Here is a 22,911-nt window from a genome sequence, read left to right on the forward strand (position 1 = left end):
CGGCGGCGCCGACAACGAAAAAAACCTGAGCGAGGAGACAACACCATGAAGATCCGTACCTGGCTGACCCTGGCCGCGGCCGCCCTGGCCGTATCGGCGACGGGCGCCGCGGCAGCGCAAGGCAGCTATCCCGACCGCCCCATCCGCCTGATCGTGCCCTTCCCGCCCGGCGGCACCTCCGACGTGGTGGGCCGCATCTTCGCCGAAGCGCTGGGCCGGCAGATCGGCCAGACCGTGGTGGTCGAAAACCGCGGCGGCGCGGGCGGCACCGTGGGCACCCGGGCGGTGGCCTCGGCCCCGCCCGACGGCTACACCCTGCTGCTGGGCACGTCCAGCACCAACGGCACCAATTCGGCCGTCTATAAAAGCCTGCCGTACGATGCCGTGAAGGACTTCACGCCGGTGACGCAGATCATCCGCGTGCCGGGCGTGATCGTGGTGAACAAGGACTTTCCGGCCAAGGACTATGCTTCCTTCGTCGCCCTGATCAAGGGCGCGCCGGGCAAGTATTCCTATGCGTCCTCGGGCAACGGCGGCGCCACGCACATGGCCATGGAGTACTACAAATCGCTGTCCGGACTGGACATGATGCATGTGCCCTACCGGGGCACGGGGCCGGCGCTGAACGACGTCATCGCCGGCCAGGTCCCGATCTTGTGGGACACCGCCGCGTCGTCGATGGCGCACATCCAGTCCGGCAGCCTGCGGCCCATCGTCGTGGCCGCCAAGACGCGGCTGTCGCAATTGCCCGACGTGCCGACGTTCGCGGAAGCCGGCCTGCCGGACTACGACGCAGAGATGTGGAACGGCCTGCTGGCGCCGGCCGGCCTGCCCGCCGACGTGCTCGCCAAACTGAGCGACGCCTCGCGCAAGGCGCTGGCGGCCCCCGAGGTGCAGGCCAAGTATGCCGGCGTCGGCGCCTACGTGGTGGCGGACACGCCCGGGGAATTCAAGACCATGATCGAAGCCGACGTGGCCAAATGGAAGAAAGTCGCCGAGTTCGCGCACATTTCGGTGGAATAGCATGGGCGAGCGTCTGAAAGGCAAGACCGCCCTGGTCTTCGGCGCCGGATCCTCGGGGCCGGGCTGGGGCAACGGCAAGGCCGCGGCCACGCTGTACGCGCGCGAAGGGGCGCGGGTGTTCGCCGTGGACCTGCGCGCGGAAGCGGCCCGGGAAACCCAGCGCATCATCGAGGAAGAAGGCGGGCAATGCACCGCGCTGGCCGCCGACGTGACGGATTCGGCGCAAATCCTGGACGCGGTGAAGATGGTGCTGGCCGCCGCCGGCCGGATCGACGTGCTGCACAACAATGTGGGCATCACGGAGATGGGCGGCCCCATCGAAGCCAGCGAAGAAAGCTGGCGCCGCGTGATCGACACCAACCTGACCAGCGTATTCCTGACCTGCAAGCACGTGCTGCCGGCCATGCTGGCCCAGGGCGCGGGCAGCATCGTGAACATCTCGTCGCTGGCGTCGATCCAGGTCAACACCTATCCGTATACGTCCTACTACGCCGCCAAGGCCGGGTTGAACCACCTGACCCGCTCGCTCGCCGTGCAGTATGCGCCCCACAGTATCCGGGTCAACGCCGTGCTGCCGGGCGTGATCGACACGCCGTTGATCTACACGCAGATCGCCGGGCAGTTCGACGACGTCGAGGAAATGCGCCGGCGGCGCAACGCGGCCAGCCCCATGGGCCGGATGGGCGACGCCTGGGACGTGGCGCACGCCGCGCTGTTCCTGGCCAGCGACGAAGCCAGGTACATCACCGGGGTATGCCTGCCGGTCGACGGCGGCAAGGCCTGCGCGGGGCGCTGAGCCGCCCGGCCCTTGCCGGACGGCGGTTCCTCAGGGGCGCGGCGCCAGGTCGGCCGCCAGCTCGGCGGCGGCGCGCTGCAAGGCCGCCACCACTTCCTGCAGCCGGGCGCCGGACAGTCTGGAGCGGATCGCGGCCACGCTCAGCGCGGCCACCACGTGCTGCCCGCGGTCGAATACGGGCACGCCCACCCCCAGCATGTCGGGAATAATGCGGCCCGGGTTGAGCGCATAGCCGTTCTTGCGAGCCGCCGCGATATCGGCGCGCAGGAGATCGGTGGAAGGCAGGTCCGGCGCGGCCGAGGCGTCGTAGCGCGCCAGCACGCGTTCGATATCGTCGTTGGGCAGGAAGGCCAGCAGCGCCAGGCTGCCGGCCCCTACGCCGAGCGGACGGCGATGCCCGACTTCGAGCGTCAGGATCTTGATCGGGAAATCGCCCGTCTGGCGGTCGACGCAGACGGCCTCGTGGCCGGAACGGACGGAAAGAAAACTCGTATCGCCCGTAGACTGGGCCAGGCGCAGCACGGCCGACTCGGCGATCGCCTTGATGCCATGCCTGCTTTCCGCCGCCAGCCCGAGAATGTAGGACTCGCGGCCCAGGCTATAGGTTTTGAGTTTCGGATTCAGCGAGAGGAATCCCTCTTGCAGCAACGCGGCCAGCATGCGATGCGCGGTGGGAGGCGTCAGGCCGATATCCCGCACCACGTCGGTCAGGCCCACGCCTCGCGCGGGCGCCGCCCCCACATATTTCAGGATGCGCAGCACGCGGAAGATGCTCTGCGCGCCGCCCACGGCATCTGCGTGGCGCGACGGAATGGACGCGGAAGATTTGGCGGCTTTCATGAGGTGGACATGGTAGCCGCAAAAGCCGCGATCCGGCGCCGGACCGGCCCCTTCCGATAACCGATAGCTGAGGAAAACCCCGAGTCCGCGCGGCCGCGCTTTGTATCGCGGGATACATCCCCGCCCCCGCGTCCCTGCCAGACTAGCTCCCACCCTGACGCGTGCCGCGCCGGCACGCTGTCTTGTCCTCTTCGGGAGCTATTGATGAGCAGATTCAACCCCTTGCTGGCCTGCCTCGCGTGCGCCGGCCTTTTGCTGGCCCCGGCCGCGCATGCCGACGACCGCCCGGAACTGCGCATCGGCGTGGTCAGTTCGGTCACCGGCGGCGCCTCGGCCATCGCCACCGGCGCGGTGGCCGCCATCAACCTGATGGAAGAGCGCGCGGCGGCCGACGCCACCCTGCCGTTCCGCGTCACCTTCGTCAAGTATGACGACGGTTCCGACCCCGCGCGCGCCGTCAACGCGACGCGCAAGCTGATCCAGGAAGACCGCGTTCACCTGGTGATCTGCTGCACCACCACGCCGGCCTCGCTGGCCGTGAACAAGGTGATCGAGGAAGAGCGCGTGCCCAACCTGTCGCTGGCCGCGGCGGCCTCGGTGATCGAGCCGGCCGAGGCCCACCGGTTCACCTTCAAGACGCCGCTGACCGACCGGCTGATGATCGACCACACCGTCGACTACATGCTCAAGCAGGGCTGGAAGAAAGTGGCCTTCATGGGCCTGGAGGACTCGTACGGCGAAGGCGGCTGGGTGGAATTCAACCAGATCGCCAAGCGCAAGGGCCTGGAAATCATCGCGGCCGAGCGTTTCTCGCGCGGCGACACCAACTTCACGCCGCAGGCCCTGCGCGTCGCGCAGAAAAAGCCCGACGCGGTCTACTTCCACGCCATCCCACCCTCGTCCGCGCTCGCCACCGAGACGCTGCGCCGCGTCGGCTACAAGGGGCCGGTGCTGCACGGCGCCGGTTCCGCCACGCCGGCCTTCATCGCCGTCGGCAAGAAGGCCGCCGAGGGCGCCATCGTCGGCACCTCGGCCCTGACGGTGTACCGGCAACTGCCCGACGACCATCCGCTCAAGTCCGTCATCGCCGCCTTCATCCAGGCCTACGACGGCAAGTACGGCGCGGGCAAGACCGACATGTTCGCCGCCCAGGCCCACGACACGGTGCAGATCCCGCTGCTGGCCTACCGGCAAGTGGTGGCGGCCGGCAAGGCCGGCGACCTGGCCCAGGCGCGGCTCGCGCTGCGCGACGCCATCGAGGCCACCCACGAGTACCGCGGCGTGAATGGCTTTTTCAGCTACAGCCCCGCCGACCACCTGGGGCTGGACCGGCGCAGCACCTTCCTGGTGACGGTGAAGGACGGCAAGTTCGAACTGCTGGGTGAGTAGGGATGGATCTCACCACTACCCTGTTCCTGGCGACGGACGGCCTGACCAACGGCGCCGTCTACACGCTGGTCGGCCTGAGCCTGGTGCTGGTCTACACCACCACCCGCGTGGTCAACATCGCTCAAGGCGAATACGTGACCTTCGGCGCGCTGACGCTCGCCAGCTTCATCGAGGGCACGCTCGCGCCCGTGGTCTACGTGGTGGGCGCGGGCGGCGCGGCCTGCCTGCTGCTGGATCTGCTGCGGGCCCGGGCGGACGGCCGTTCGCCGCTGCGGCCGCTCGCCACCTACGGCGCGGCGGGCGCGGTGCTCGCCGCGCTGGCGGCGCTGGCGTGGCGCGTGCCCTCGCCCGCCCTGCAAATGCTGGCGGCGCTGGCGCTGGTCGCGTCGCTGGGGCCCATCGTCTACCGTCTGACGGTCGAGCCCAACCCGGGCAACTCCACCGTCGTGCTGGTGATCATCGGCGTCGGCGTGTCGATGATCATGCATCCGCTCGCCCTGCTGCTGTGGGGCGCCGATCCGCGCCCCGTCCCGCCCATCAGCGAGGCGCGCCTGGAACTGGCCGGCGTGGACATCGCGGCGCAGTCGCTCTTCATCATGGCGTTCTCGCTGCTGGCGGCGCTGGCGCTGTACCTGTTCTTCCGCTGCACCCTGACCGGCAAGGCCCTGCGAGCGGCGTCGGTCAACCGGGAAGGCGCGCAATACTGCGGCATCCCCGTGGTGATGGCGGGCCGGCTGAGCTATTTCCTGGCCGCCGCGCTGTCCGGCGCCAGCGGCATGCTGCTGGCGCCGCTGGTGACGGCGCACTACGAGATGGGCTTCGTCGTCGGGCTCAAGGGCTTCGTGGGCGCCGCGATGGGCGGACTGGTGAACTACCCGCTGTCGGTCGCCGGCGTCTTCATCGTGGGCGTGCTGGAGTCTTTCGCTTCTTTCCTCAGCAGTTCCTACCGCGACGCGCTGGTGTTCGCGATGGTGATTCCCATCCTGCTCTGGCGCAACAGCCGCGCCGGCGCCGACCTGGACGAACATTGAAAACGCTACTCCGCCCATGCCGATGAAACCCGAAAAACTGTACTTGCCCGGCGCCGCCCTCGCGGTGGCGGCGCTGATCCTGCTGCTGCCGACCTACTACGTCGGCCTGCTGACGCTCGCCGGCACCAATGCCCTGGTCTGCCTCGGACTGGCCTTTCTGCTGGCGGCCGGACAACTGTCGCTGGGCCATGCCGCCTTCCTGGGCGGCGGCGCCTACGCCACCGCCATCCTGGCGCGCGACTACGGCGTGCCGCCGCCGCTGGCCATCGCCCTGGCGGTGGCGGCGTGCGCGGCGGCCGCCTACGTGATCGGCCGGCTCACGCTGCGCCTGCGCGGCCACTACCTGCCGCTGGCCACGCTGGCCTGGGGCATCGCCGCCTATGTCTGCCTCGTGGCCGCCACCGACCTCACCGGCGGCGCCTCCGGCCTGTCCGACATTCCGCCGCCCCGCGTCTTCGGGCTGGAATTCGGCACCCGGGGCATGGGCGCGGCGGCGTGGATCGCGGTGGGACTGGCCTTCATCGCCTACTGCCGGATCTACCGCGGCCGCATGGGCCGCGCCGCCCGCGCCATCAAGGCCAGCCCGACCATGGCCGCGGCCTTCGGCGTGGACGTGGCCGCGGCCAAGACCCGCATCTTCGTCCTGTCGGCCGCGCTGGCGGCGCTGGCGGGCGGGCTGTACGCCTTCTACATGAGCTTCCTCAGCCCCACCTCGTTCTCCATCGGAGTCTCCTTCAATCTGCTGATCATGGTGGTGCTGGGCGGCTGCCTCCATCCGCTGGGCCCCTTGCTGGGCGTGCTGGCCTTCACCGCGATAGAACTCGCCGCGCAATACCTGATCGCCAACCTGCTGGGCATTCCCGGCCAGATGGAAACCATGCTGTTCGGGCTGATCCTGATCGTGGCGCTGCTGCGCTGGCCCAACGGCCTGCTGACCTGGGTGCGGCTGAAGCCGCCCGCGCGCCCGGCCGCCGCGGACGAGCCCGAGGCCGCGCCGCATCCCGTGTCCGCCGGCCGGCGCCTGAGCGTGGACGCCGTGCACAAACGCTTCGGCGGATTGCAGGCGCTCAAGGACGTGACGCTGGACATCCCGCCGGGACGCATCACGGGGCTGATCGGCCCCAACGGCGCGGGCAAGTCCACCCTGTTCAACGTGATGACCGCGGTGCTGCCGGCCAGCGGCGGCCGGGTCGCCCTGGACGGCGACGCGCTGCCGGCGCGGGCGCATGAAGTCGTGCGGCGCGGCGTCGCGCGCAGCTTCCAGCACGTGCAGCTCGTGCCCGAACTGACGGTGCTGGACAACGTGCTGATCGGCGGCCACATCCAGGGCAAGGCCGGCCTGCTGTCGGCCGCGCTGGGCCTGGACCGCGCCGAGGAGCGCCGCCTGGCGCGCGAGGCGCGCGCCGCGCTGGAGCTGGTCGGCCTGGCGGACCAGGCGCTGCGCCCGGCCGCCAGCCTGACCCTGGGCAGCCAGCGCCTGGTCGAAGTGGCGCGCGCGTTGATGGCGCGTCCCGGCGTGCTGCTGCTGGACGAACCGGCCGCGGGCCTGCGCGGCCCCGAGAAAACCGTGCTGGTCCAGTTGATGCGCAAGCTGCGCGACGAACAGGGCATGGCCGTCCTGCTGGTCGAGCACGACATGGAGCTGGTCATGGGCTGCGTGGACTATCTCTTCGTCCTGAACTACGGCGCGCTGCTGGCGCAGGGCGAACGCCAGGAAGTGCAGCGCAACCCGGCCGTGGTGGCCGCCTATCTCGGAGCCGAGGCATGAACGCGATCGAAGTGAGGGACCTGGCGGTCAGCTACGGCCAGGTCGACGCCCTGCACGGCATCGACTTCGACGTGCCCGAGGGCACGCTGGTGTCGCTCATCGGCGCCAACGGCGCCGGCAAGACCACCCTGCTCAAGGCGCTGATGGGCGCCCTGCCCGCCCGCGCCGGCCGGGTGCTGCTGCATGGCGACGCCCTGGGCAACGCCCCGGTCGAAGAGCGCGTGCGCCGCGGCATGTGCCTGGTGCCCGAAAAGCGTTCGCTGTTCGCCTCGATGAAGGTGGAGGACAACCTGCGCCTGGGCGCCTATGCGTTCCGCCGGCGCACCGACTTCGCCCGCGAACTGGACCGCGTCTACGCCCTGTTCCCGGTGCTGGCCCAGCGCCGCGAACAACTGGCCGGCACCCTGTCCGGCGGCGAACAGCAAATGGTCGCCATCGGGCGCGCCCTGATCGCCCATCCCCGGGTGCTGCTGCTGGACGAGCCGTCCATCGGGCTGGCGCCCTTGATCGTGCAGCAGATCATGGACGTGGTGGTGGATCTGCGCCAGCGCGAGGGCCTGACCGTCATCCTGGTCGAGCAGAATGCGCGCATCGCGCTCAAGAGCGCCGACCTGGCCTACCTGATCGAACTGGGCCGCATCGTAAAACAAGGCAGCGGCGCGGAACTCGCGCAGGATCCGGACCTGCTGGCCAGTTATCTCGGGGCCTGCGCCAACTGAGGCCGCCGACACCAGGAGCAAAAAAAATGTTGCATCAACTTCCCTTGCGCCGCCTGCGCGAACTCTATCTCCAGGGCGACGCCTCGCCCGTGGACGTGGCGCGCAGCGCGCTGGACCACGCCGAGCGCGCCAACCCGGCGCTCAATGCCTTCGCCCTGATCGACCGCGAAGGCGCGCTGGCCGGCGCGCGGCAATCCGAAGAACGCTGGCGCCGCGGCGCGCCGCTGGGCCCGCTGGACGGCATGCCGCTGGCAATCAAGGAATTCGCCGCCGTGCGCGGCTGGCCCACGCGGCGCGGCTCGGCGGTCACGTCCGACGAGCCGGCCGCGGCCCATACCGTCTTCGTCCAGCGGCTGGCCGACGCCGGCGCCGTCCTGCTGGGCAAGACGCGGGCGCCCGAATTCAACTGGAAAGGCGTCACCGACAGCCCGGCCTTCGGCCTCACCCGCAACCCCTGGAACCCGGCCCTCACGCCGGGCGGCAGCAGCGGCGGCTGCGCCGCGGCGGTCGCCGCCGGCATCGTGCGCGTGTCGATGGGCAGCGACGCGGGCGGCTCGGTCCGCATCCCGGCCGCGTTCACGGGCACCATCGGGTTAAAGCCCACGCACGGGCGGATCCCCCTGTCGCCCGTGCCCAGCGCCTTCTCGAACATCGTGCACACAGGGCCCATCGCCGCCGGCATGGACGAACTGGAAGCGGCCTATCTCGCCGCGCGCGGCGCGTCGCCGCTGGACTGGACCTCGTGCCTGGGCGCGGACGGCGCCGCCGACGCGCCCGCCGGCCGGCCGCGCATCGGCCTGTTGTCGCCCCGGCGCTGGGGCCCGCGCTGCGCGGCCCCGGTGCGCGCCGCCATGGACGAGGCGCTGGCCGCGCTGCGCGCCGACGGCATGGACGTGCTGGAAATCGATTACGACATCGAGGCGGCTTCGCGCGTCGGCCAGGACCTGTACCGGCTGGGCTGCGCGGCCGCGGTGCGCGCCGTCGCGCCCGACCTGCGCGGGCGGCTCGATCCCGGGCTGACGGCCTTCGTGCGCGGGGTCGACGACTGGCCCATTTCGCGCTACCACGCCATCTGCCAGCAGCGCGACCAGCACGCGAACGAACTGGCCCGGCTGTTCGGCCAGGTCGACCTGCTGATGCTGCCGACCGTCCCGCTGTGCGCCTTCGAAGCTGGCCGCGACGTGCCGCCGGACCAGCCCGGCGACGACTGGATGTCCTGGAACCCCTATACGCCCGCGTTCAACGCCGCCCAGGTCCCCGCCCTGTCCTACCCCGTATGGCCTGCGGGCGGCGCGCTGCCCGCCGGGGTGCAGTGGGTGGCGCCCAAGTACCGAGAAGACCGGCTGCTGGCGCTGGGCCGCTGGCTGGAGGCGCGCTTCCCCGTGCGCACCGCGGCCGAACTGGAATAGCGCGGTGTATCCCGCGATACAGACGCCGCGCCCCCATGGCGCGCAGAATTTCATCGACACGAACCGGACCGCGCCGCGAGTTCCGCAAGGAGACCCCCAATGATCGACTACGCACCGGGCAAGCCCGACTTCAACATCCTCAGACTGGGACACATCGAATACCTGGTCTCCGACCTGGCCCGCGCCCGCGATTTCTACGTGGACGTGGTGGGCCTGTTCGAGACCGAATCCGACGCCGACCACGTCTACCTGCGCGCCATCGAGGACCGCGAGCACCACAGCGTGGTGCTGACGCGCTCGCCCTCGCCCGGCATCGGCCATTTCAGCTTCCGCGTGTCCTGCGAGGAAGACCTGGATCGCCTGGCCGCCAAGTTCAAGGGCCTGGGGCTGCCGATGCGCTGGCTGGAAGCCGGCGAAGAGCGCGGCCAGGGCCGCGCGCTACGGGTGCAGGACCCCTTCGGCTTCCCGGTCGAGTACTACGCCCACATGGAACAGGCGCCGTGGATGCTGCAGCAGTACCACCTGCACCGCCACGGCTGCCCGACGCGGCTGGACCACCTGAACGTGCTGGTGCCCGACGCGCAGGCCGGCTTCGACTGGTACACGCGCGAACTCGGCTTCTACTGCTCCGAATACACCGTGTCGGCGCCGCCCGAGGAACGCGTGTGGGCAAGCTGGCTGTACCGCAAGGCCACCATCCACGACATCGCCGTGATGACGGGCAAAGGCCCCAGCGTGCATCACGCCGGCTTCTCGCTGATGGAGCCCATGGGCGTGATCCGCGCCTGCGACGCCCTGGCCGCGGCCGGCTACGCCGACAACATCGAACGCGGCCCGGCCCGCCACGGCATTTCCAACGCGCTGTTCGTCTACGTGCGCGACCCCGACGGCAACCGCTTCGAGCTGTACACCGGCGACTACCTGACGGTGGACCGCGACCAGGTTCCCAAGCGCTGGGAACTGGACAATCCGCGCCGCCAGAGCCTCTGGGGCACGCCGCCTCCGCGCCGCTGGTACGAGGAATCCATGACCGTCGCGTCGCTTGCCGACGGCCGCCCGCAACCGGTGTCCGACCCCATCACCCGCGCCATCCCGACCTATGTCGACTGACCCGACCTCCACGCAGGATTTTCCGCCCATGAACCGACAAGTCATCGTCCCGCCCACCGGCCTGCTGCCGCACCGCCCCTATTCGCCCGCCGTCCTGATCGACCGCCTGCTCTTCGTCTCCGGCCACACCGGCGCCGACCCCGTCACGCGCGCCTTCTCCGACGACATCACCGAGCAGACGGAACAGGCCTTCCGCAACCTCCGTTCCGTCATCGAGGCCGCGGGCGGCAGCATGGCGGACGTGGCCAAGGCCACCGTCTTCATGACCGACATGGACGCGGACTTCCAGGCCATGAACGCCGTGTTCAAGCGCATGTTCCCCGACCGGCCGCCCGCCCGCTCCACCGTGGGCGTGGCCCACCTGGCCCGCCCCGGCCTGAAGGTCGAGATCGAAGTGGTGGCCGTGATCGGATCGGCCGCCTGACGCGCCGCCAAGGACATACGCGATGGAAAAACAGATCATCGGCCGCGATGCCGGCCTGCCGCATGCGCCCGCCGTGGCCTGGCGCGACCTGGTGTTCGTCTCCGGACAGGTCGGCTTCGCGCCCGGCACGCGCGAATTCGCCCCCGACATCGAATCGCAGACGCGCCAGGCGCTGAACAACGTCCTGGACCTGCTGGCCGCCTCCGGCTGTGAGGCCGGCGGCGTGCTGCAGATGACGGTGCACATGACCGACATGATCGGCGAGTTCGGCGCCATGAACGCCGTGTTCCGCGAGTTCTTTCCCGACCGGCCGCCCAGCCGCACGACCGTGGGCGTCTCCCACCTGGGCCGGCCCGGCCTGAAGATCGAGATCGACGCCATCGCCGCGCGCGGCGCCTGAGCCCCGTTTCCATTCCTCCAGACCAAGAGAACGCAGTGATGATCCCCCACCTGATCGACGGCAAGGATGTCGAAAGCCCCGCCGTACTGGAAAACACCAACCCCGCCACCGGCGACGCGCTGGCCGAGATCGCGCTCGGCGGCGAACGTGAAATCGCCCTGGCCGTGGCCGCCGCCAAGGAAGCCTTCCCCAAGTGGGCCGGCCTGCCCGCCAAGGAGCGGGCCCGCATCATGCGCCGCCTGGGCGACCTGATCGAACGCCACGTGCCCGAGCTGGCCGAGCTGGAAACCGACGACACCGGCCTGCCCATCCACCAGACCTCGCGCCAGCTCATTCCCCGCGCCAGCGAGAATTTCTATTTCTTTTCCGAAGTGGCCACGCGCGTCAACGGCCAGACCTTCCCGGTCGATTCGGCCATGCTCAATTACACGCTGCTGCAGCCGGTGGGCGTGTGCGGGCTGATTTCCCCCTGGAACGTGCCGCTGATGACGGCCACCTGGAAAGTCGCGCCCTGCCTGGCGCTGGGCAACACCGCGGTGCTGAAAATGTCCGAACTGTCGCCCATGACCGCCGACCGGCTGGGCCGCCTGGCGCTGGAGGCCGGCGTGCCCAAGGGCGTGCTCAACATCGTGCACGGCCATGGCGCGGAAGCCGGCGACGCGCTGGTGCGCCACCCCGACGTGCGCACCATCTCGTTTACCGGCGGCACCGCCACCGGCCGGCGCATCGCCGAGCGCGCCGGCATCAAGCGGCTGTCGATGGAGCTGGGCGGCAAGTCGCCCGTGCTGGTGTTCGACGACGCCGATCAGGAGCGCGCGCTGGACGCGGCGCTGTTCACCATTTTCTCGATCAACGGAGAACGCTGCACGGCCGGCTCGCGCGTCTTCGTGCAGCGCTCGATCTACGACCGCTTCGCGCGCGAATTCGCCGAACGCGCCGCGCGCCTCACTGTGGGCGACCCGCGGGACCCGGGCACCAACGTGGGTTCCATGATCACGCGCCAGCATTGGGAAAGGGTCACCGGCTACATCGAGATCGGGCGCCGCGAGGGCGCCGTGGTGGCGGCCGGCGGCGGCGTGCCGCAGGGCCTGCCCGCGCGGGTGGCCAAGGGCAATTTCGTGCAGCCCACGGTGCTCACGGGCGTGGACAACCGCATGCGCGTGGCGCAGGAAGAGATCTTCGGCCCGGTGGTCTGCCTGATTCCCTTCGACGACGAGGACGAAGGCCTGCGCCTGGCCAACGACAGCCGCTACGGACTGGCCTCGTACGTCTGGACCCAGGACGTGGGCAAGGCGCACCGCCTGGCGCGCGGCATCGAGGCCGGCATGGTCTTCGTCAACAGCCAGAACGTGCGCGACCTGCGCCAGCCCTTCGGCGGCATCAAGGATTCCGGCGTGGGGCGCGAAGGCGGCGACGCCAGCCTGGAGACCTTCTGCGAAATGAAGAACGTCTGCATCTCGATGGGCAGCCACCCCATCCCCCGCTGGGGCGTCTGAACCGTCCTTTCCCAGATCCGGCCGCGAGCGGCCGGATCGTCCCTGGCCGGCCGTATAATCCGGAGGCATACAGAACGACAAACACAAATCAAGGGAAATCGTGGCCAAACCAGCGAGTGGCCCGGCGCGCCATGTCGCCACCGAAACCTGGCTGCCCCAGGGCGAACAGGCGGCCTATCTGCGCTCGCTCAGCCACGTGGGCCAGCCCGTCTCGCTGCCCAGCGGCGCCAGCCTCTTCAGCCAGGGGCAGGTCGAGAATGCCTTCTACGTGGTCGTGACCGGCAAAGTCCACGTCCACATGCTCAGCGAAGACGGCCACGAGTCCATCCTCAACATCATGGGGCCGGGCAGCGTCATCGGCGAAGCGGCCGCCTTCCTCGGACAGCCCCGCTACTCCAGCGCGCGCGCCATCGAAGACACGTCCCTGCTGCGCTTCGAGACCGGGCGCATCCCCGCCCTGGTGCGGCAGGATCCCGACTTCGCGCTGGCCCTGATCTACCTGCTGAGCGTCAAGCAGCGCCAGATGGTCGCGCGCCTGCGCCAGGCCATCTTCGACCCGCCCGAACAGCGCGTGATCCGCTTCTTCGACCAGTTCCGGCAGACCCACCAGGATGCTTGCGGCCCGCAGGCCCCGATCACGGTCAACCTCACGCACGAACAGATCGGAAGCCTCGTCGATCTGTCCCGCGTCACCGTCACCCGCGTGCTCAACCGGCTCAAGCGCGAAGGGCTGCTGGACCTGGACGGCAAGAAGATCATGCTGGCCGAAGGCTTCTCGGAGCGCATCCGCGGCGAAGCGCCCTGAACGGGGCGCGCCGGCTCAGTGCACGGTGGTGCCGTCCGGCGGCGTCTGGTTCAGGCCCAGCGCCGCCTCCCAGCTTCGCAGCGGCACGCAGGTCTGCAGGCGCATGATGGCGCGCTCGATCAGGGCCGGGTGCAGCTCGTGTCCGACGTGGGTGGCGACGTCGATGGTCGAATCGCCGTGCAGCTCCGTCAGCCGCGCCTGGGCGGCCTGGATGTCCGCCACGTTCATGACCGGATCGTCGGCCCCGTGCAGCAGATGCAGCGTGGTGTATTGCGGCGCGGACCGGGGCAACTGGGCATAGCGGCCCGAAAACGCGATGACGCGGCCGGCCATGCCGTCGTGGGCCTGGACCAGTTCCAGCGCCATGATGGCGCCCTGCGAAAACCCCGCCAGCGCCGTATCGGATTGCAGCAGGCCGAAGCGGGCCTGCGCCTGGCGCACATAGGCTTCCAGGGGCGGCAGCGCCTGCGCCACGCGCTCGGGGCGGTTTTCCTCGGTCACGCCGCGCACCGAGAACCATTGCCGGCCCGCGCCGCCGCCATCGAAGGGCTCGAAACCTTCGGGAACCAGCACCGCCGCCGCCGGAAACGCCTTGCGCAAGGCCAGGGCCAGGGGCTCCAGGTTGTCGGGCGAGCCGCCCACCCCATGCAGCAGGATGAATAACTGGCGCACCTCGGCGCCCGGATCGGGAAGAAATTCGATAGAACTGGAAGACGCCATGAAACCGCTCCATGCTGGCCTGGGGCCGCCGAACCGAGCCCCGATTGCCGCATTGTAAAATGCGCGCCCGGTGTCGGCCGAACCTTCCGGGTGCCCGGCACCAGGCGGTGCCAGGCACCGGCCGAATCCGAAGGGACACGCCCTCTCCGCCCCGGCGGCCATCACTCACCCAGCAATGCAAACACCGACCACGGAAGCCGGCGCCACGCCTGCCGGCCAGAACCAGCTACACCGCGTGCTCAAGGCGCGTCACCTCACAATGATAGCGCTAGGCGGGGCCATCGGCACCGGCCTGTTCGTCGCCTCCGGCGCCGCGATCGCGCAGGCGGGCCCGGGCGGCGCCCTGCTGGTCTACCTGACGATCGGGCTGATGGTCTATTTCATCATGACCAGCCTGGGCGAACTGGCGACCTTCATGCCGGTATCGGGTTCGTTCTGCACCTACGCGTCGCGCTACGTGGACAAAGGCTTCGGCTTTGCGCTGGGATGGAATTTCTGGATCAGTTGGGCCACGGTCGTGGCCGTGGACGTCGTGGCCGCGCAGTTGGTCATGGCGTACTGGTTCCCCGACACGCCCGGATGGATATGGAGCGTGGCGTTCCTGGCCCTGACCTTCGGGCTGAACGCGTTTTCGGCGCGCAGCTTCGGCGAGGCCGAATACTGGTTCGCCATCGTCAAGGTCGCCGCCGTGCTGTGCTTCATCGGCGTAGGCCTGGCGATGCTGGCGGGCATCATCCATGGCGGCGTCCCCGTGGGCCTGGCGAACTGGACGGCGGGCGACGCGCCTTTCGTGGGCAACGCCGCCACCTGGGTCGGCGTGGCGATGGTGGTGGCCTATTCCTTCCAGGGCACGGAACTGGTGGCCGTGGCCGCCGGCGAATCCGAAAACCCCAGGCGCAACGTGCCGCGCGCGATCAACCACGTATTCTGGCGCATCCTGCTGTTCTACGTGCTGGCCATCCTGATCATCGGCCTGCTGCTGCCCTATACCGACCCGCAGTTGCTGCGCAACGACGTCGAGGACATCGCCGTCAGCCCCTTCACCCTGGTGTTCCAGCACGCGGGGCTGCTGTCGGCGGCCACCGTGATGAACGCCGTCATCCTGACCTCGGTGCTGTCCGCCGGCAACTCGGGCATGTACGCCGCCACGCGGATGCTGTTCAACATGGCGGCCGAAGGCCAGGCCCCGGCCGTGTTCCGGTACGTGACCGGCAAGGGCGTGCCGCTGTACGCGCTGCTGGCCACGGCGCTGCTGGCCTGCCTGTGCCTGTTCAGCCTGGTGTACAGCCCCAAGGCGGTCTACATCTGGCTGCTGAACTTCGCGGGCATGACCGAATTCATCGTTTGGCTGAGCATCGCGGTCAGCCATTACCGCTTCCGGCAGGGCTACGTGAAACACGGCCACGACACCGCCGACCTGCCCTACAAGGCCGGCCTGTTCCCCTTCGGCCCGCTGCTCGCCTTCGTCCTGTGCCTGCTGGTCACGCTGGGCCAGAACTACCAGGCCTTCCTGGAAGAACGCATCGACTGGATCGGCGTGGTCTCCACCTACCTGGCGATTCCGCTGTTCCTGGCCCTGTGGCTGGGCCATCGGCTGGTGCGCAAGTCGCGCTGGATCCGGTACGAGGATATGCGTTTCGACGGGGTGGAGCTGGGCCGCGAGGCCGGCGCCCAAGCCGTCTCGCCCGTTGCGGCGGACGCCAGGGCTTAGGAGCGCTGGAGACAGCAAACGCGCGCAGTGTCAATGCGCTGATGACCGCCAGCTACTGGGAGGTCGGCCGCCGTATCGTAGAGGCCGAGCAACAAGGCAAACGGCGAGCCGGCTACGGGGAGCAGTTGATCGAACGGCTGGCAAGCGACCTGACCCAGCGGTTCGGCCGCGGGTTCAGCCGCCAGAACTTGCAGCAGATGCGGTCCTTCTTCTTGGGTTGGCCGATTCGCCAGACACTGGACGGGCGCAAGCGGTCTGGAACCGCAACGCCGGCGACGCAATGAGGGGCCCGCCCCCCTTGCCCCCTCCCAGGCGCGGACCGGCGCCCCCTTGCTGACTACTGTATATTCATACAGTTATAATCAATCGTCGGCACTTTTCTTCGATTCCCCTTTTCCCCGGAAACCGGCTTGTCCGCCCGCCATGCAGTCCCCTGAACACATCCATCCCGCGCTGTGGCGCGCCACCCAGTTGGCCCGGGGCGCCGCACGCACCGTGCCCACCGGGCATGCCGCGCTGTCGGCCGAACTGCCGGATGGCGGCTGGCCGCTGGGTTCGCTCATCGAACTGCTGGCCCCGCATCCCGGCATCGGCGAAATCCGCCTGCTGCGCCCGGCGCTGGCCCAGTTGGAAACCCGCCGCCCCATCGCGCTGGTGCAGCCGCCGCACGCCCCGCACATCGCTAGCTGGATGAGCTGGCGGCTGGACCCCCGCCAACTGCTCTGGATCGCTCCGGAAAAACCCGCCGACACCCTCTGGGCCGCCGAACAGATCCTGAAGAACGGCAGTTGCGGGGCCCTGATCTGCTGGCTGCCCCGCGTGCGCCCCGAATCCCTGCGCCGCCTGCATCTGGCCGCCCAGGCCAGCGACCTGCTCTTCGTCGCAGTGCGCCCCTCCGGGGCGGCGCAGAACGCCACCCCCGCCCCCTTGCGGCTGGCGCTGGCGCCCGCCGCGGGCGGCCTGTCCGTGCACATCCTCAAGCGCCGGGGCCCCGTCAGCGACGCGCCGCTCTATGTCGGCCTGGAACCCGGCGCCGCAACTCCTTCTTCCCCCCGCCATGCGCCTCTGGATCGCCGCCTGCCTGCGCTGCCTGCCGCTGGACGCCCTACGCCCGCACTGGCCGCATGAGGATCTGGCGTTCGCCGTCCTGGACCAGGAACGCGTCGCCGCCCTCACTCCCGCCGCCCGCCAGGCCGGCGTCAGGCCCGGCATACGCCGAGCCGGCGCGGCCGCCATCGCGCCCGAAGTCGAATTGCTGGCCCGCGACGCCCAGGCCGAAGCCGAGGCCCTGCAGGGCGCGGCGCTGGCCCTGCTTCAATACACGCCCGAAGTCGCCCTGGCGGACGACTGCACCGTGCTGCTGAACGTCGGCGCCAGCCTGATGTTCTTCCGCGGCCCCCGGGCCCTGGGCCAGCGCGTGGCCGCCACCTTGCGGGCGCTGGACCTGCGCGTCACGCTGGGCATGGCGCCCACCGCCGCGGGCGCCTGGCTGCTGGCGCACCGCCCCGGCCGACGCGCGCCCCGGCGCACCCTGACGCTGCCCACGCTGGCCCGGCGGCTGGACGCCCTGCCGCTGGCGCTGCTGCCCCAGGCGCAGGCCCGCCGCGACTGGCTGGACGACATCGGCTGCCGCACCCTGGCGGACCTGCGCGCCCTGCCGCGCGCCGGCCTGCAGCGGCGCAGCGCACCCGAACTGCTTCAGGCCCTGGACGCCGCCTACGGCCAGGCGCCCGAACTCTACCGCTGGATCGAGCCTCCGCCCCAGTTCGCGCGGCGCATCGAACTCACCGACTACGTAGAGCACACCGACGCGGTGCTGGCGGTGGCGCGCCGGCTGGCCGAACAACTGGGCGGCTGGCTGAGCGCCCGGCAACTGGCGGTGCGCCGCGTGGTGCTCAGCATGGAACACGAACGCGGCCGCCATGCGCGTCCGCCCACCGAGATGGAGCTGGCCCTGGCGCAGCCGGTCTGGCAGGCGCCGCAGATCCTGAACCTGCTGCGGGAAAAACTGGCGCGGTTCACGCTGGAAGCGCCCGTGATCGCCGTTGCATTGCTGGCGCCCGATACGGTGGAACAACCCGCCGCCAGCACCACCCTGTTTCCCGAACCCGGCGGCACCGCCGCCGACCACGCCAGGCTGCTGGACCTGCTGGTGGCGCGGCTGGGCCGCGGCCAGGTGCGCCACGCCTGTCCCGTTCCCGACCACCGCCCCGAGGCCGCCAACGCCTGGGGCGACACGCTGGCCCCCGCCCCGCGGCCCGGGCCGCTGCCCGCCTTGCTGGACCGTCCCTTCTGGCTGCTGGATCCGCCGCTACCCTTGAAGCTGTCCGGCCACCGTCCGCAATACGGCGGCCAGGCGCTGCGGCTGATGCGCGGCCCCGAACGCATCGAAAGCGGCTGGTGGGACGCCGCCCTGACCGTGCGCGACTACTTCGTCGCCGAGGACGAGGCCGCCGCGCGCTACTGGATCTACCGCGAGCGCGACGCGGAGCACGCCCGCTGGTTCCTGCACGGGCTCTACGCCTAGGATCGGTTCATGGACGACGATCTTCCCGGCGCCGCCGCCCTGGCCAGCCTGCCCGGCTACGCCGAGCTGCAATGCCAGTCCAACTTCTCTTTCCTGCAGGGCGCCTCGCATCCGGAGGAACTGGCCGCGCACGCCGCCGAACTGGGCTATGCCGCGCTGGCCATCACCGACGAATGCTCGCTGGCCGGCGTGGTCCGCGCCCACGTAGAGGCCAAGGCCCGGAATCTGCCGCTCATCGTCGGCGCCACCTTCCAACTGCGCGCCGCGCCCGACGCCGCGCCGCTGGGCCTGACCCTGCTGGCGCAGACCCGCGAAGGCTACGGCAATCTGTCCGAACTCATCACCCTGGCGCGCACCCGGGCGCCCAAGGGCGAATACCGGCTGGCCCCCGAAGACCTCTCCCATCCGCCCGCGGGCTACGGCCACCTGCGCCACCTGCCCGAGTGCCTGGCCATCCTGAGCCCCGCCTACGGCGCCGACGCCGGCCGCCTGGCGGAACAGGCCCGCTGGCTGGCGCGCGCCTTCCCCCGACGCGCCTGGGTGGGGCTGACCTTGCTGCACGGTTCCCGCGACGACCTGCACCGCGCCGCGGTCATGCACGCCGCCCAGGCCGCGAAACTGCCCGTCGTGGCGCTGGGCCAGGTGCAGATGCACCTGCGCTCGCGCAAGCCGCTGCACGACACGCTGGCCGGCATCCGCACCCGCCAGCCCGTGTCCCAGTGCGGCTACGAACTGTCCGGCAACGCCGAACAGCACCTGCGCACGCGCATGCGGCTGGCCAGCCTTTATCCGCCGGAGGCCCTGGCCCAGACGCTGGTGGTGGCGCGCCGCTGCGCGTTCTCCCTGGACGAACTGCGCTACGAATACCCCGACGAGATCGTTCCGCGCGGCCACACGCCGGTCACCTACCTGCGCCAGGAAACCCTGGCCGGGGCCGCGCGCCGCTTCCCCGCCGGGGTGCCCCAGAGCGTGGCCGCCCAGATCGAAAATGAACTGGCCCTGATCGCCGATCTCCGCTACGAAGCCTATTTCCTGACCGTCTACGACATCGTCCAGCACGCCCGCAACCAAGGCATCCTGTGCCAGGGCCGCGGCTCCGCCGCCAACTCCGCGGTCTGCTACTGCCTGGGCATCACCGAAGTGGATCCGGCGCGCGGCAACAGCCTGTTCGAGCGCTTCATCAGCAAAGAACGCAACGAACCGCCCGATATCGACGTGGACTTCGAGCACCAACGCCGCGAAGAGGTCATCCAGTACATCTACGGCAAATACGGCCGCGACCGCGCCGCGCTGACCGCCGTGGTCATTTCCTACCGGCCGCGCAGCGTGCTGCGCGATACCGGCCGCGCGCTGGGCGTGGACCCGGGCGTCATCGACGCCGTGGCCCGCGCCCACCAATGGTGGGACGGCAAAAAGGAAATGCTGCGCACGCTGGGCGCCTGCGGGCTGGATCCGGAGTCCCGGGTGGCGCGGCAATGGGCGGCCCTGGCGCAGACCCTGATGGGTTTCCCGCGCCACCTGTCGCAGCATCCGGGCGGCTTCGTGATTTCACGCGGCAAGCTCTCGCGCCTGGTGCCCATCGAGAACGCCGCCATGGAAGACCGCAGCGTCGTGCAATGGGACAAGGACGACCTGGACGCGCTGAAGCTGCTGAAAGTGGACGTGCTGGCGCTGGGCATGCTGTCGGCGCTGCGCCGCACCCTGGAGCTGGCCGGCCAGCGCCGCGGCCGGCCCTTGCGCCTGCAGGACATCCCCAAGGAAGACGAGCCCACCTACGACATGATCTGCGACGCCGACACCATCGGCGTATTCCAGATCGAATCGCGCGCGCAGATGACCATGCTGCCGCGCCTGAAACCCCGCCAATACTACGACCTGGTGGTGCAGGTGGCCATCGTGCGGCCCGGCCCCATCCAGGGCGGCATGGTCCACCCCTACCTGCGCCGCCGCCAGGGCAAGGAAAAAATCACCTACCCCAGCCCGCAAGTGGAAGGCGTGCTCAGCCGCACCATGGGCGTGCCCATCTTCCAGGAACAGGTCATGCAGATCGCCGTGGTGGCCGCCAACTTCACGCCGGGGGAATCCGACGCGCTGCGCCGCTCCATGGCGGCCTGGAAGCGCAAGGGCGGCGTGGACAAATACCGCGAAAAGCTGGTGGGCGGCCTGCTGGAGAACGGCTACACGCTGGAATTCGCCGAAGCGCTGTTCCGGCAGATCGAGGGCTTCGGCGAATACGGTTTCCCCGAAAGCCACGCCGCCAGCTTCGCCCTGCTGGCGTATTCCAGTTCATGGCTCAAGCGGCACGAGCCCGAAGCCTTCCTGGCCGCCCTGCTCAATTCCCAGCCCATGGGCTTCTACGCCCCCGCCCAACTGGTGCAGGACGCCCGCCGCCACGGCGTCTGCGTGCTGCCGCCCGACGTCACGGTCAGCGGCTGGGATTCGGCGCTTGAAACCCTGCCCTCCGGACACCCCGGCGCCCGGCGCGCCGCGCACCCGCACGCGCCTGCGGCGGACGGCCCCCGGCCCGCCGTCAGGCTGGGGCTGAGCCTGATCCAGGGCATGCGCGAGGACACGGCGCGGCGCATCGAGGCCGCGCGCGCCGCGTCACCCTTTGCCGACACCGGCGACCTGGCCCGCCGCGCTGCCCTCACCCGCCACGACCTCAACGCCCTGGCCGCCGGCGACGCCCTGCGCACCCTGGCCGGCCACCGCCGCCAGGCCAGTTGGGAAGCCGCGGCCAGCGTGCACAGCCGCGACCTGCTGCGCGACGCCGCCATCGTCGAAACCGCCGCGCCGCAACTGGCCGCCCCCTCGGAAAGCCAGGCCGTAGCCGCGGACTACCGCAGCGTGGGCCTGACCTTGCGCAGCCATCCCGTGGCGCTGCTGCGCCCCGAACTCGCCGCGCGCAATTTCCAGCCGGCCTCGGTGCTGAACAGCTACCCCGACAAGCGCGTGGCGCGCGCCTGCGGCATCGTCACCGTGCGTCAGCGCCCACAAACGTCCAAGGGCGTGATCTTCGTGACCCTGGAAGACGAAACCGGCCCCGTCAACGTGGTCGTGCGCCCGGAACTGATAGAGCGCCAGCGCCGCGAACTGCTGGGGTCCGCGCTGCTGGGCGTCTACGGGACCTGGCAAAGCATGGACGGCGTGCGCCACCTGATCGCGCAGCGGCTGGTGGATTTGTCCGGGCTGCTGGGCGGGCTGTCCACGCAAAGCCGCAATTTCCATTGACGGCCAGGCCGCCGGCGGGCGCCCGCCACGGCCCCGGTCACAGCGCGTCGCGGCTGGTCTATCATGGCTTTTTTCGACGCGTTGTTGCAAGGAGCCTTACATGATCCGCAAGCTGATCCCTTTCCTGCTGGTCGCCAGCCTGACCGCGTGCGCCAACACCGGCGCGCCGCGTTCGTCCAGCGCGCCGGCCCCCAGCTCCTCCAGCGCGTCGTCCCCGTCCGAGGCCGCTTCCAGCTCATCGTCCGGCATGTCCAGCGCCTCCGGCTACGGCTACGGAGAAAAGAGCTGCGACGCGGCGGCGCTGCAATCGCAGATCGGCCAGAAAGCCACCCCGTCCGTCATGGAAGACCTGCGCACGCGCAGCGGCAGCACCACCGCCCGCATGCTGCGCCCGGGCCAATTGGTGACCATGGAATACAACGCCACCCGCCTGAATCTGATCGTCGACGACAAGGACGTCATGACGGCCATCCGCTGCGGCTGACGCCGGAAACGGCCGCCGCCCCGCGTTACGCCTCGCGCGGTTTGGCGGCCGGCGGCACGTGGGGCAGGAACGCCCCCGCCACCTCGAAGGCGCATTCCTCGCGCGCGATATCGATCACCCGGGAAACCACCGGGTTGACGAGGTTCTTCTTGTGCACGGCGTAGTAGTTGATGGTGGGCAGGTCCGGCTGCACGTTCAACTGGCACAGCACCCCGCGCTCCACCAGCGGCGCGAAGTACGCACCCGGCAGGTAACTGATGCCCAGGCCCAGCATCGTCAACTGCGCCATCATCCCCAGGCTGTTGCAGGTCAGCACGCGCTTGACCGGCAGGCCCTGCTCAGCGAACCACGCGTCGTACAGATGCGACAGCGCCGAATTGGTGGGCTGGGAAATCACCGGATACGGCGCCAGGTCCTGGGGCGTCAGGCTGGCGGAAAAATCGATGTCCAGGGCCGGGCTGGCCATCCAGACATTGGTCACCGCGCCCAGATGGGAGCAATCGTACTGGTATCCCCAGAACGGTCCCGGCATGATGGCCAGGTCCAGTTCGTCCTGCTCCAGCCGTTCGTACAGCGTGATGCCGCCATCGATCTCCGGCATCAACTGCACGCGCGGATAGCGCAGGCTGATCTGGTTGATCAGCCCCGCCAGCCAGGTCATGCCGACCAGTTCCGTCACGCCCAGCCGCACCACGCCTTCGAAACTGGCCGGGTCCGCCATGTTCTGCACGATACGGCTGTTCAGGTCCAGCATCTGGCGCGCAAGCTCGAACAGCTTGCGGCCCTGCGGGGTCATGATCAGCTTCTTGGCGCGGCGCTCGAACAGCGGCGAGCCGGCAAAGGCCTCCAGTTCACCGACCCGCTTGGCCACCGCCGACTGGGTCGTGTGCAGCTTGCGGGAAGACGCGCTGAAGCTGCCCAGTTCGGAGCTCCAGTAAAAAGCCTCTAGCTGTTTGAGGGTGTACATCGCGGCGGTCGATGCGAAACGCATGGAAACCCTCACATTACCATCGCCGCCGCATCATCCG

The 22,911-nt window shown here is 69.8% G+C and carries 20 protein-coding genes and 1 pseudogene; 18 read left to right on the top strand and 3 right to left on the bottom strand.

Going from position 1 to position 22,911, the window contains the following annotated elements:
- Window positions 1–45 precede the first annotated feature (45 nt).
- Together WHX56_RS21160 and WHX56_RS21165 are read left to right on the top strand one after the other, a co-directional pair.
- Window positions 46–1,023, top strand: a complete 978-nt coding sequence (locus WHX56_RS21160; protein WP_338878885.1) for a tripartite tricarboxylate transporter substrate binding protein — start codon at window positions 46–48, stop codon at window positions 1,021–1,023.
- 1 nt (window position 1,024) lies between these two features.
- Window positions 1,025–1,819: an SDR family NAD(P)-dependent oxidoreductase gene (locus WHX56_RS21165; protein WP_338878886.1), complete on the top strand. Its 795-nt coding sequence runs from the start codon at window positions 1,025–1,027 to the stop codon at window positions 1,817–1,819.
- Window positions 1,820–1,849: 30 nt separating this feature from the next.
- Here WHX56_RS21165 and WHX56_RS21170 read toward each other — a convergent pair whose 3' ends face one another.
- Window positions 1,850–2,659 carry an IclR family transcriptional regulator gene (locus tag WHX56_RS21170; protein ID WP_338878887.1) on the bottom strand — a complete coding sequence of 270 codons (810 nt, stop codon included), beginning with the start codon at window positions 2,657–2,659 and terminating at the stop codon, window positions 1,850–1,852.
- A 204-nt stretch (window positions 2,660–2,863) separates the two neighbouring features.
- On the opposite strand from WHX56_RS21170, the gene WHX56_RS21175 reads away from it, so the two are divergent.
- The 10 genes from WHX56_RS21175 to WHX56_RS21220 all read left to right on the top strand — a co-directional run bounded on the left by WHX56_RS21175 (window position 2,864) and on the right by WHX56_RS21220 (window position 13,210).
- On the top strand, window positions 2,864–4,048 hold the full coding sequence (locus tag WHX56_RS21175) for an ABC transporter substrate-binding protein (protein WP_338878888.1): 1,185 nt from the start codon (window positions 2,864–2,866) through the stop codon (window positions 4,046–4,048).
- A gap of 2 nt (window positions 4,049–4,050) precedes the next feature.
- Entirely contained in the window at window positions 4,051–5,079 is a 1,029-nt protein-coding gene (locus WHX56_RS21180; protein WP_338878889.1) for a branched-chain amino acid ABC transporter permease, read from the top strand.
- 16 nt (window positions 5,080–5,095) lie between these two features.
- Complete coding sequence (locus tag WHX56_RS21185; protein ID WP_338878890.1) at window positions 5,096–6,847, top strand: branched-chain amino acid ABC transporter ATP-binding protein/permease; 1,752 nt, start codon at window positions 5,096–5,098, stop codon at window positions 6,845–6,847.
- On the top strand, window positions 6,844–7,566 hold the full coding sequence (locus tag WHX56_RS21190; RefSeq protein ID WP_338878891.1) for an ABC transporter ATP-binding protein: 723 nt from the start codon (window positions 6,844–6,846) through the stop codon (window positions 7,564–7,566). Before WHX56_RS21185 ends, WHX56_RS21190 begins: the two co-directional genes overlap by 4 nt.
- A 26-nt stretch (window positions 7,567–7,592) precedes the next feature.
- Window positions 7,593–8,975, top strand: a complete 1,383-nt coding sequence (locus WHX56_RS21195) for an amidase family protein (protein WP_338878892.1) — start codon at window positions 7,593–7,595, stop codon at window positions 8,973–8,975.
- Between the two features lie 99 nt (window positions 8,976–9,074).
- Window positions 9,075–10,085: a 3,4-dihydroxyphenylacetate 2,3-dioxygenase gene (gene hpaD / locus WHX56_RS21200; RefSeq protein ID WP_338878893.1), complete on the top strand. Its 1,011-nt coding sequence runs from the start codon at window positions 9,075–9,077 to the stop codon at window positions 10,083–10,085.
- Between the two features lie 28 nt (window positions 10,086–10,113).
- Window positions 10,114–10,509: a RidA family protein gene (locus tag WHX56_RS21205; RefSeq protein ID WP_338878894.1), complete on the top strand. Its 396-nt coding sequence runs from the start codon at window positions 10,114–10,116 to the stop codon at window positions 10,507–10,509.
- 22 nt (window positions 10,510–10,531) lie between these two features.
- Window positions 10,532–10,909, top strand: coding sequence for a RidA family protein (locus tag WHX56_RS21210; RefSeq protein WP_287755419.1), 378 nt, complete (start codon window positions 10,532–10,534; stop codon window positions 10,907–10,909).
- A gap of 35 nt (window positions 10,910–10,944) precedes the next feature.
- Entirely contained in the window at window positions 10,945–12,405 is a 1,461-nt protein-coding gene (gene hpaE / locus WHX56_RS21215; protein ID WP_338878895.1) for a 5-carboxymethyl-2-hydroxymuconate semialdehyde dehydrogenase, read from the top strand.
- Window positions 12,406–12,505: 100 nt separating this feature from the next.
- Window positions 12,506–13,210, top strand: coding sequence for a Crp/Fnr family transcriptional regulator (locus WHX56_RS21220; RefSeq protein ID WP_287755417.1), 705 nt, complete (start codon window positions 12,506–12,508; stop codon window positions 13,208–13,210).
- Between the two features lie 15 nt (window positions 13,211–13,225).
- On the opposite strand, the gene ypfH is transcribed toward WHX56_RS21220, so the two are convergent.
- The gene (gene ypfH, locus WHX56_RS21225; RefSeq protein WP_338878896.1) at window positions 13,226–13,930 is read right to left on the bottom strand and encodes an esterase; all 705 of its coding nucleotides are present in this window, start codon (window positions 13,928–13,930) and stop codon (window positions 13,226–13,228) included.
- Between the two features lie 175 nt (window positions 13,931–14,105).
- Here ypfH and WHX56_RS21230 point away from each other — a divergent pair, with 175 nt between their 5' ends.
- The 6 genes and pseudogenes from WHX56_RS21230 (at window position 14,106) to WHX56_RS21255 (ending at window position 21,883) form a co-directional block, all read left to right on the top strand.
- The gene (locus WHX56_RS21230) at window positions 14,106–15,641 is read left to right on the top strand and encodes an amino acid permease (RefSeq protein WP_129240653.1); all 1,536 of its coding nucleotides are present in this window, start codon (window positions 14,106–14,108) and stop codon (window positions 15,639–15,641) included.
- Between the two features lie 5 nt (window positions 15,642–15,646).
- Window positions 15,647–15,913: pseudogene (locus WHX56_RS21235) on the top strand (DUF1016 N-terminal domain-containing protein); the annotation flags it as partial.
- 151 nt (window positions 15,914–16,064) lie between these two features.
- Window positions 16,065–16,769: a translesion DNA synthesis-associated protein ImuA gene (imuA, locus tag WHX56_RS21240; protein WP_338878897.1), complete on the top strand. Its 705-nt coding sequence runs from the start codon at window positions 16,065–16,067 to the stop codon at window positions 16,767–16,769.
- Window positions 16,699–18,168 (top strand): DNA polymerase Y family protein, encoded by a 1,470-nt coding sequence (locus WHX56_RS21245; RefSeq protein WP_338878898.1) that lies wholly within the window; start codon window positions 16,699–16,701, stop codon window positions 18,166–18,168. Before imuA ends, WHX56_RS21245 begins: the two co-directional genes overlap by 71 nt.
- A gap of 9 nt (window positions 18,169–18,177) precedes the next feature.
- Window positions 18,178–21,399 carry an error-prone DNA polymerase gene (locus tag WHX56_RS21250; RefSeq protein ID WP_338878899.1) on the top strand — a complete coding sequence of 1,074 codons (3,222 nt, stop codon included), beginning with the start codon at window positions 18,178–18,180 and terminating at the stop codon, window positions 21,397–21,399.
- Between the two features lie 100 nt (window positions 21,400–21,499).
- Entirely contained in the window at window positions 21,500–21,883 is a 384-nt protein-coding gene (locus WHX56_RS21255; protein ID WP_129244801.1) for an I78 family peptidase inhibitor, read from the top strand.
- A gap of 25 nt (window positions 21,884–21,908) precedes the next feature.
- On the opposite strand, the gene WHX56_RS21260 is transcribed toward WHX56_RS21255, so the two are convergent.
- Complete coding sequence (locus WHX56_RS21260) at window positions 21,909–22,874, bottom strand: LysR family transcriptional regulator (RefSeq protein ID WP_129244803.1); 966 nt, start codon at window positions 22,872–22,874, stop codon at window positions 21,909–21,911.
- Between the last annotated feature and the right edge of the window lie 37 nt (window positions 22,875–22,911).

The organism is Achromobacter veterisilvae, assembly GCF_037619525.1.
GTDB classification, from domain to species: Bacteria; Pseudomonadota; Gammaproteobacteria; order Burkholderiales; family Burkholderiaceae_B; genus Achromobacter; species Achromobacter veterisilvae.

Coding starts and splice junctions, on each gene's coding strand:
- WHX56_RS21185 (WP_338878890.1), top strand. CDS start 5,096: ATGCCGATGAAACCCGAAAAACTGTACTTGCCCGGCGCCGCCCTCGCG.
- WHX56_RS21230 (WP_129240653.1), top strand. CDS start 14,106: ATGCAAACACCGACCACGGAAGCCGGCGCCACGCCTGCCGGCCAGAAC.
- ypfH (WP_338878896.1), bottom strand. CDS start 13,930: ATGGCGTCTTCCAGTTCTATCGAATTTCTTCCCGATCCGGGCGCCGAG.
- WHX56_RS21195 (WP_338878892.1), top strand. CDS start 7,593: ATGTTGCATCAACTTCCCTTGCGCCGCCTGCGCGAACTCTATCTCCAG.
- WHX56_RS21170 (WP_338878887.1), bottom strand. CDS start 2,659: ATGAAAGCCGCCAAATCTTCCGCGTCCATTCCGTCGCGCCACGCAGAT.
- WHX56_RS21260 (WP_129244803.1), bottom strand. CDS start 22,874: ATGCGTTTCGCATCGACCGCCGCGATGTACACCCTCAAACAGCTAGAG.
- WHX56_RS21210 (WP_287755419.1), top strand. CDS start 10,532: ATGGAAAAACAGATCATCGGCCGCGATGCCGGCCTGCCGCATGCGCCC.
- WHX56_RS21255 (WP_129244801.1), top strand. CDS start 21,500: ATGATCCGCAAGCTGATCCCTTTCCTGCTGGTCGCCAGCCTGACCGCG.
- WHX56_RS21160 (WP_338878885.1), top strand. CDS start 46: ATGAAGATCCGTACCTGGCTGACCCTGGCCGCGGCCGCCCTGGCCGTA.
- WHX56_RS21245 (WP_338878898.1), top strand. CDS start 16,699: ATGCGCCTCTGGATCGCCGCCTGCCTGCGCTGCCTGCCGCTGGACGCC.
- WHX56_RS21250 (WP_338878899.1), top strand. CDS start 18,178: ATGGACGACGATCTTCCCGGCGCCGCCGCCCTGGCCAGCCTGCCCGGC.
- hpaD (WP_338878893.1), top strand. CDS start 9,075: ATGATCGACTACGCACCGGGCAAGCCCGACTTCAACATCCTCAGACTG.
- WHX56_RS21205 (WP_338878894.1), top strand. CDS start 10,114: ATGAACCGACAAGTCATCGTCCCGCCCACCGGCCTGCTGCCGCACCGC.
- WHX56_RS21175 (WP_338878888.1), top strand. CDS start 2,864: ATGAGCAGATTCAACCCCTTGCTGGCCTGCCTCGCGTGCGCCGGCCTT.
- WHX56_RS21165 (WP_338878886.1), top strand. CDS start 1,025: ATGGGCGAGCGTCTGAAAGGCAAGACCGCCCTGGTCTTCGGCGCCGGA.
- WHX56_RS21180 (WP_338878889.1), top strand. CDS start 4,051: ATGGATCTCACCACTACCCTGTTCCTGGCGACGGACGGCCTGACCAAC.
- WHX56_RS21190 (WP_338878891.1), top strand. CDS start 6,844: ATGAACGCGATCGAAGTGAGGGACCTGGCGGTCAGCTACGGCCAGGTC.
- imuA (WP_338878897.1), top strand. CDS start 16,065: ATGCAGTCCCCTGAACACATCCATCCCGCGCTGTGGCGCGCCACCCAG.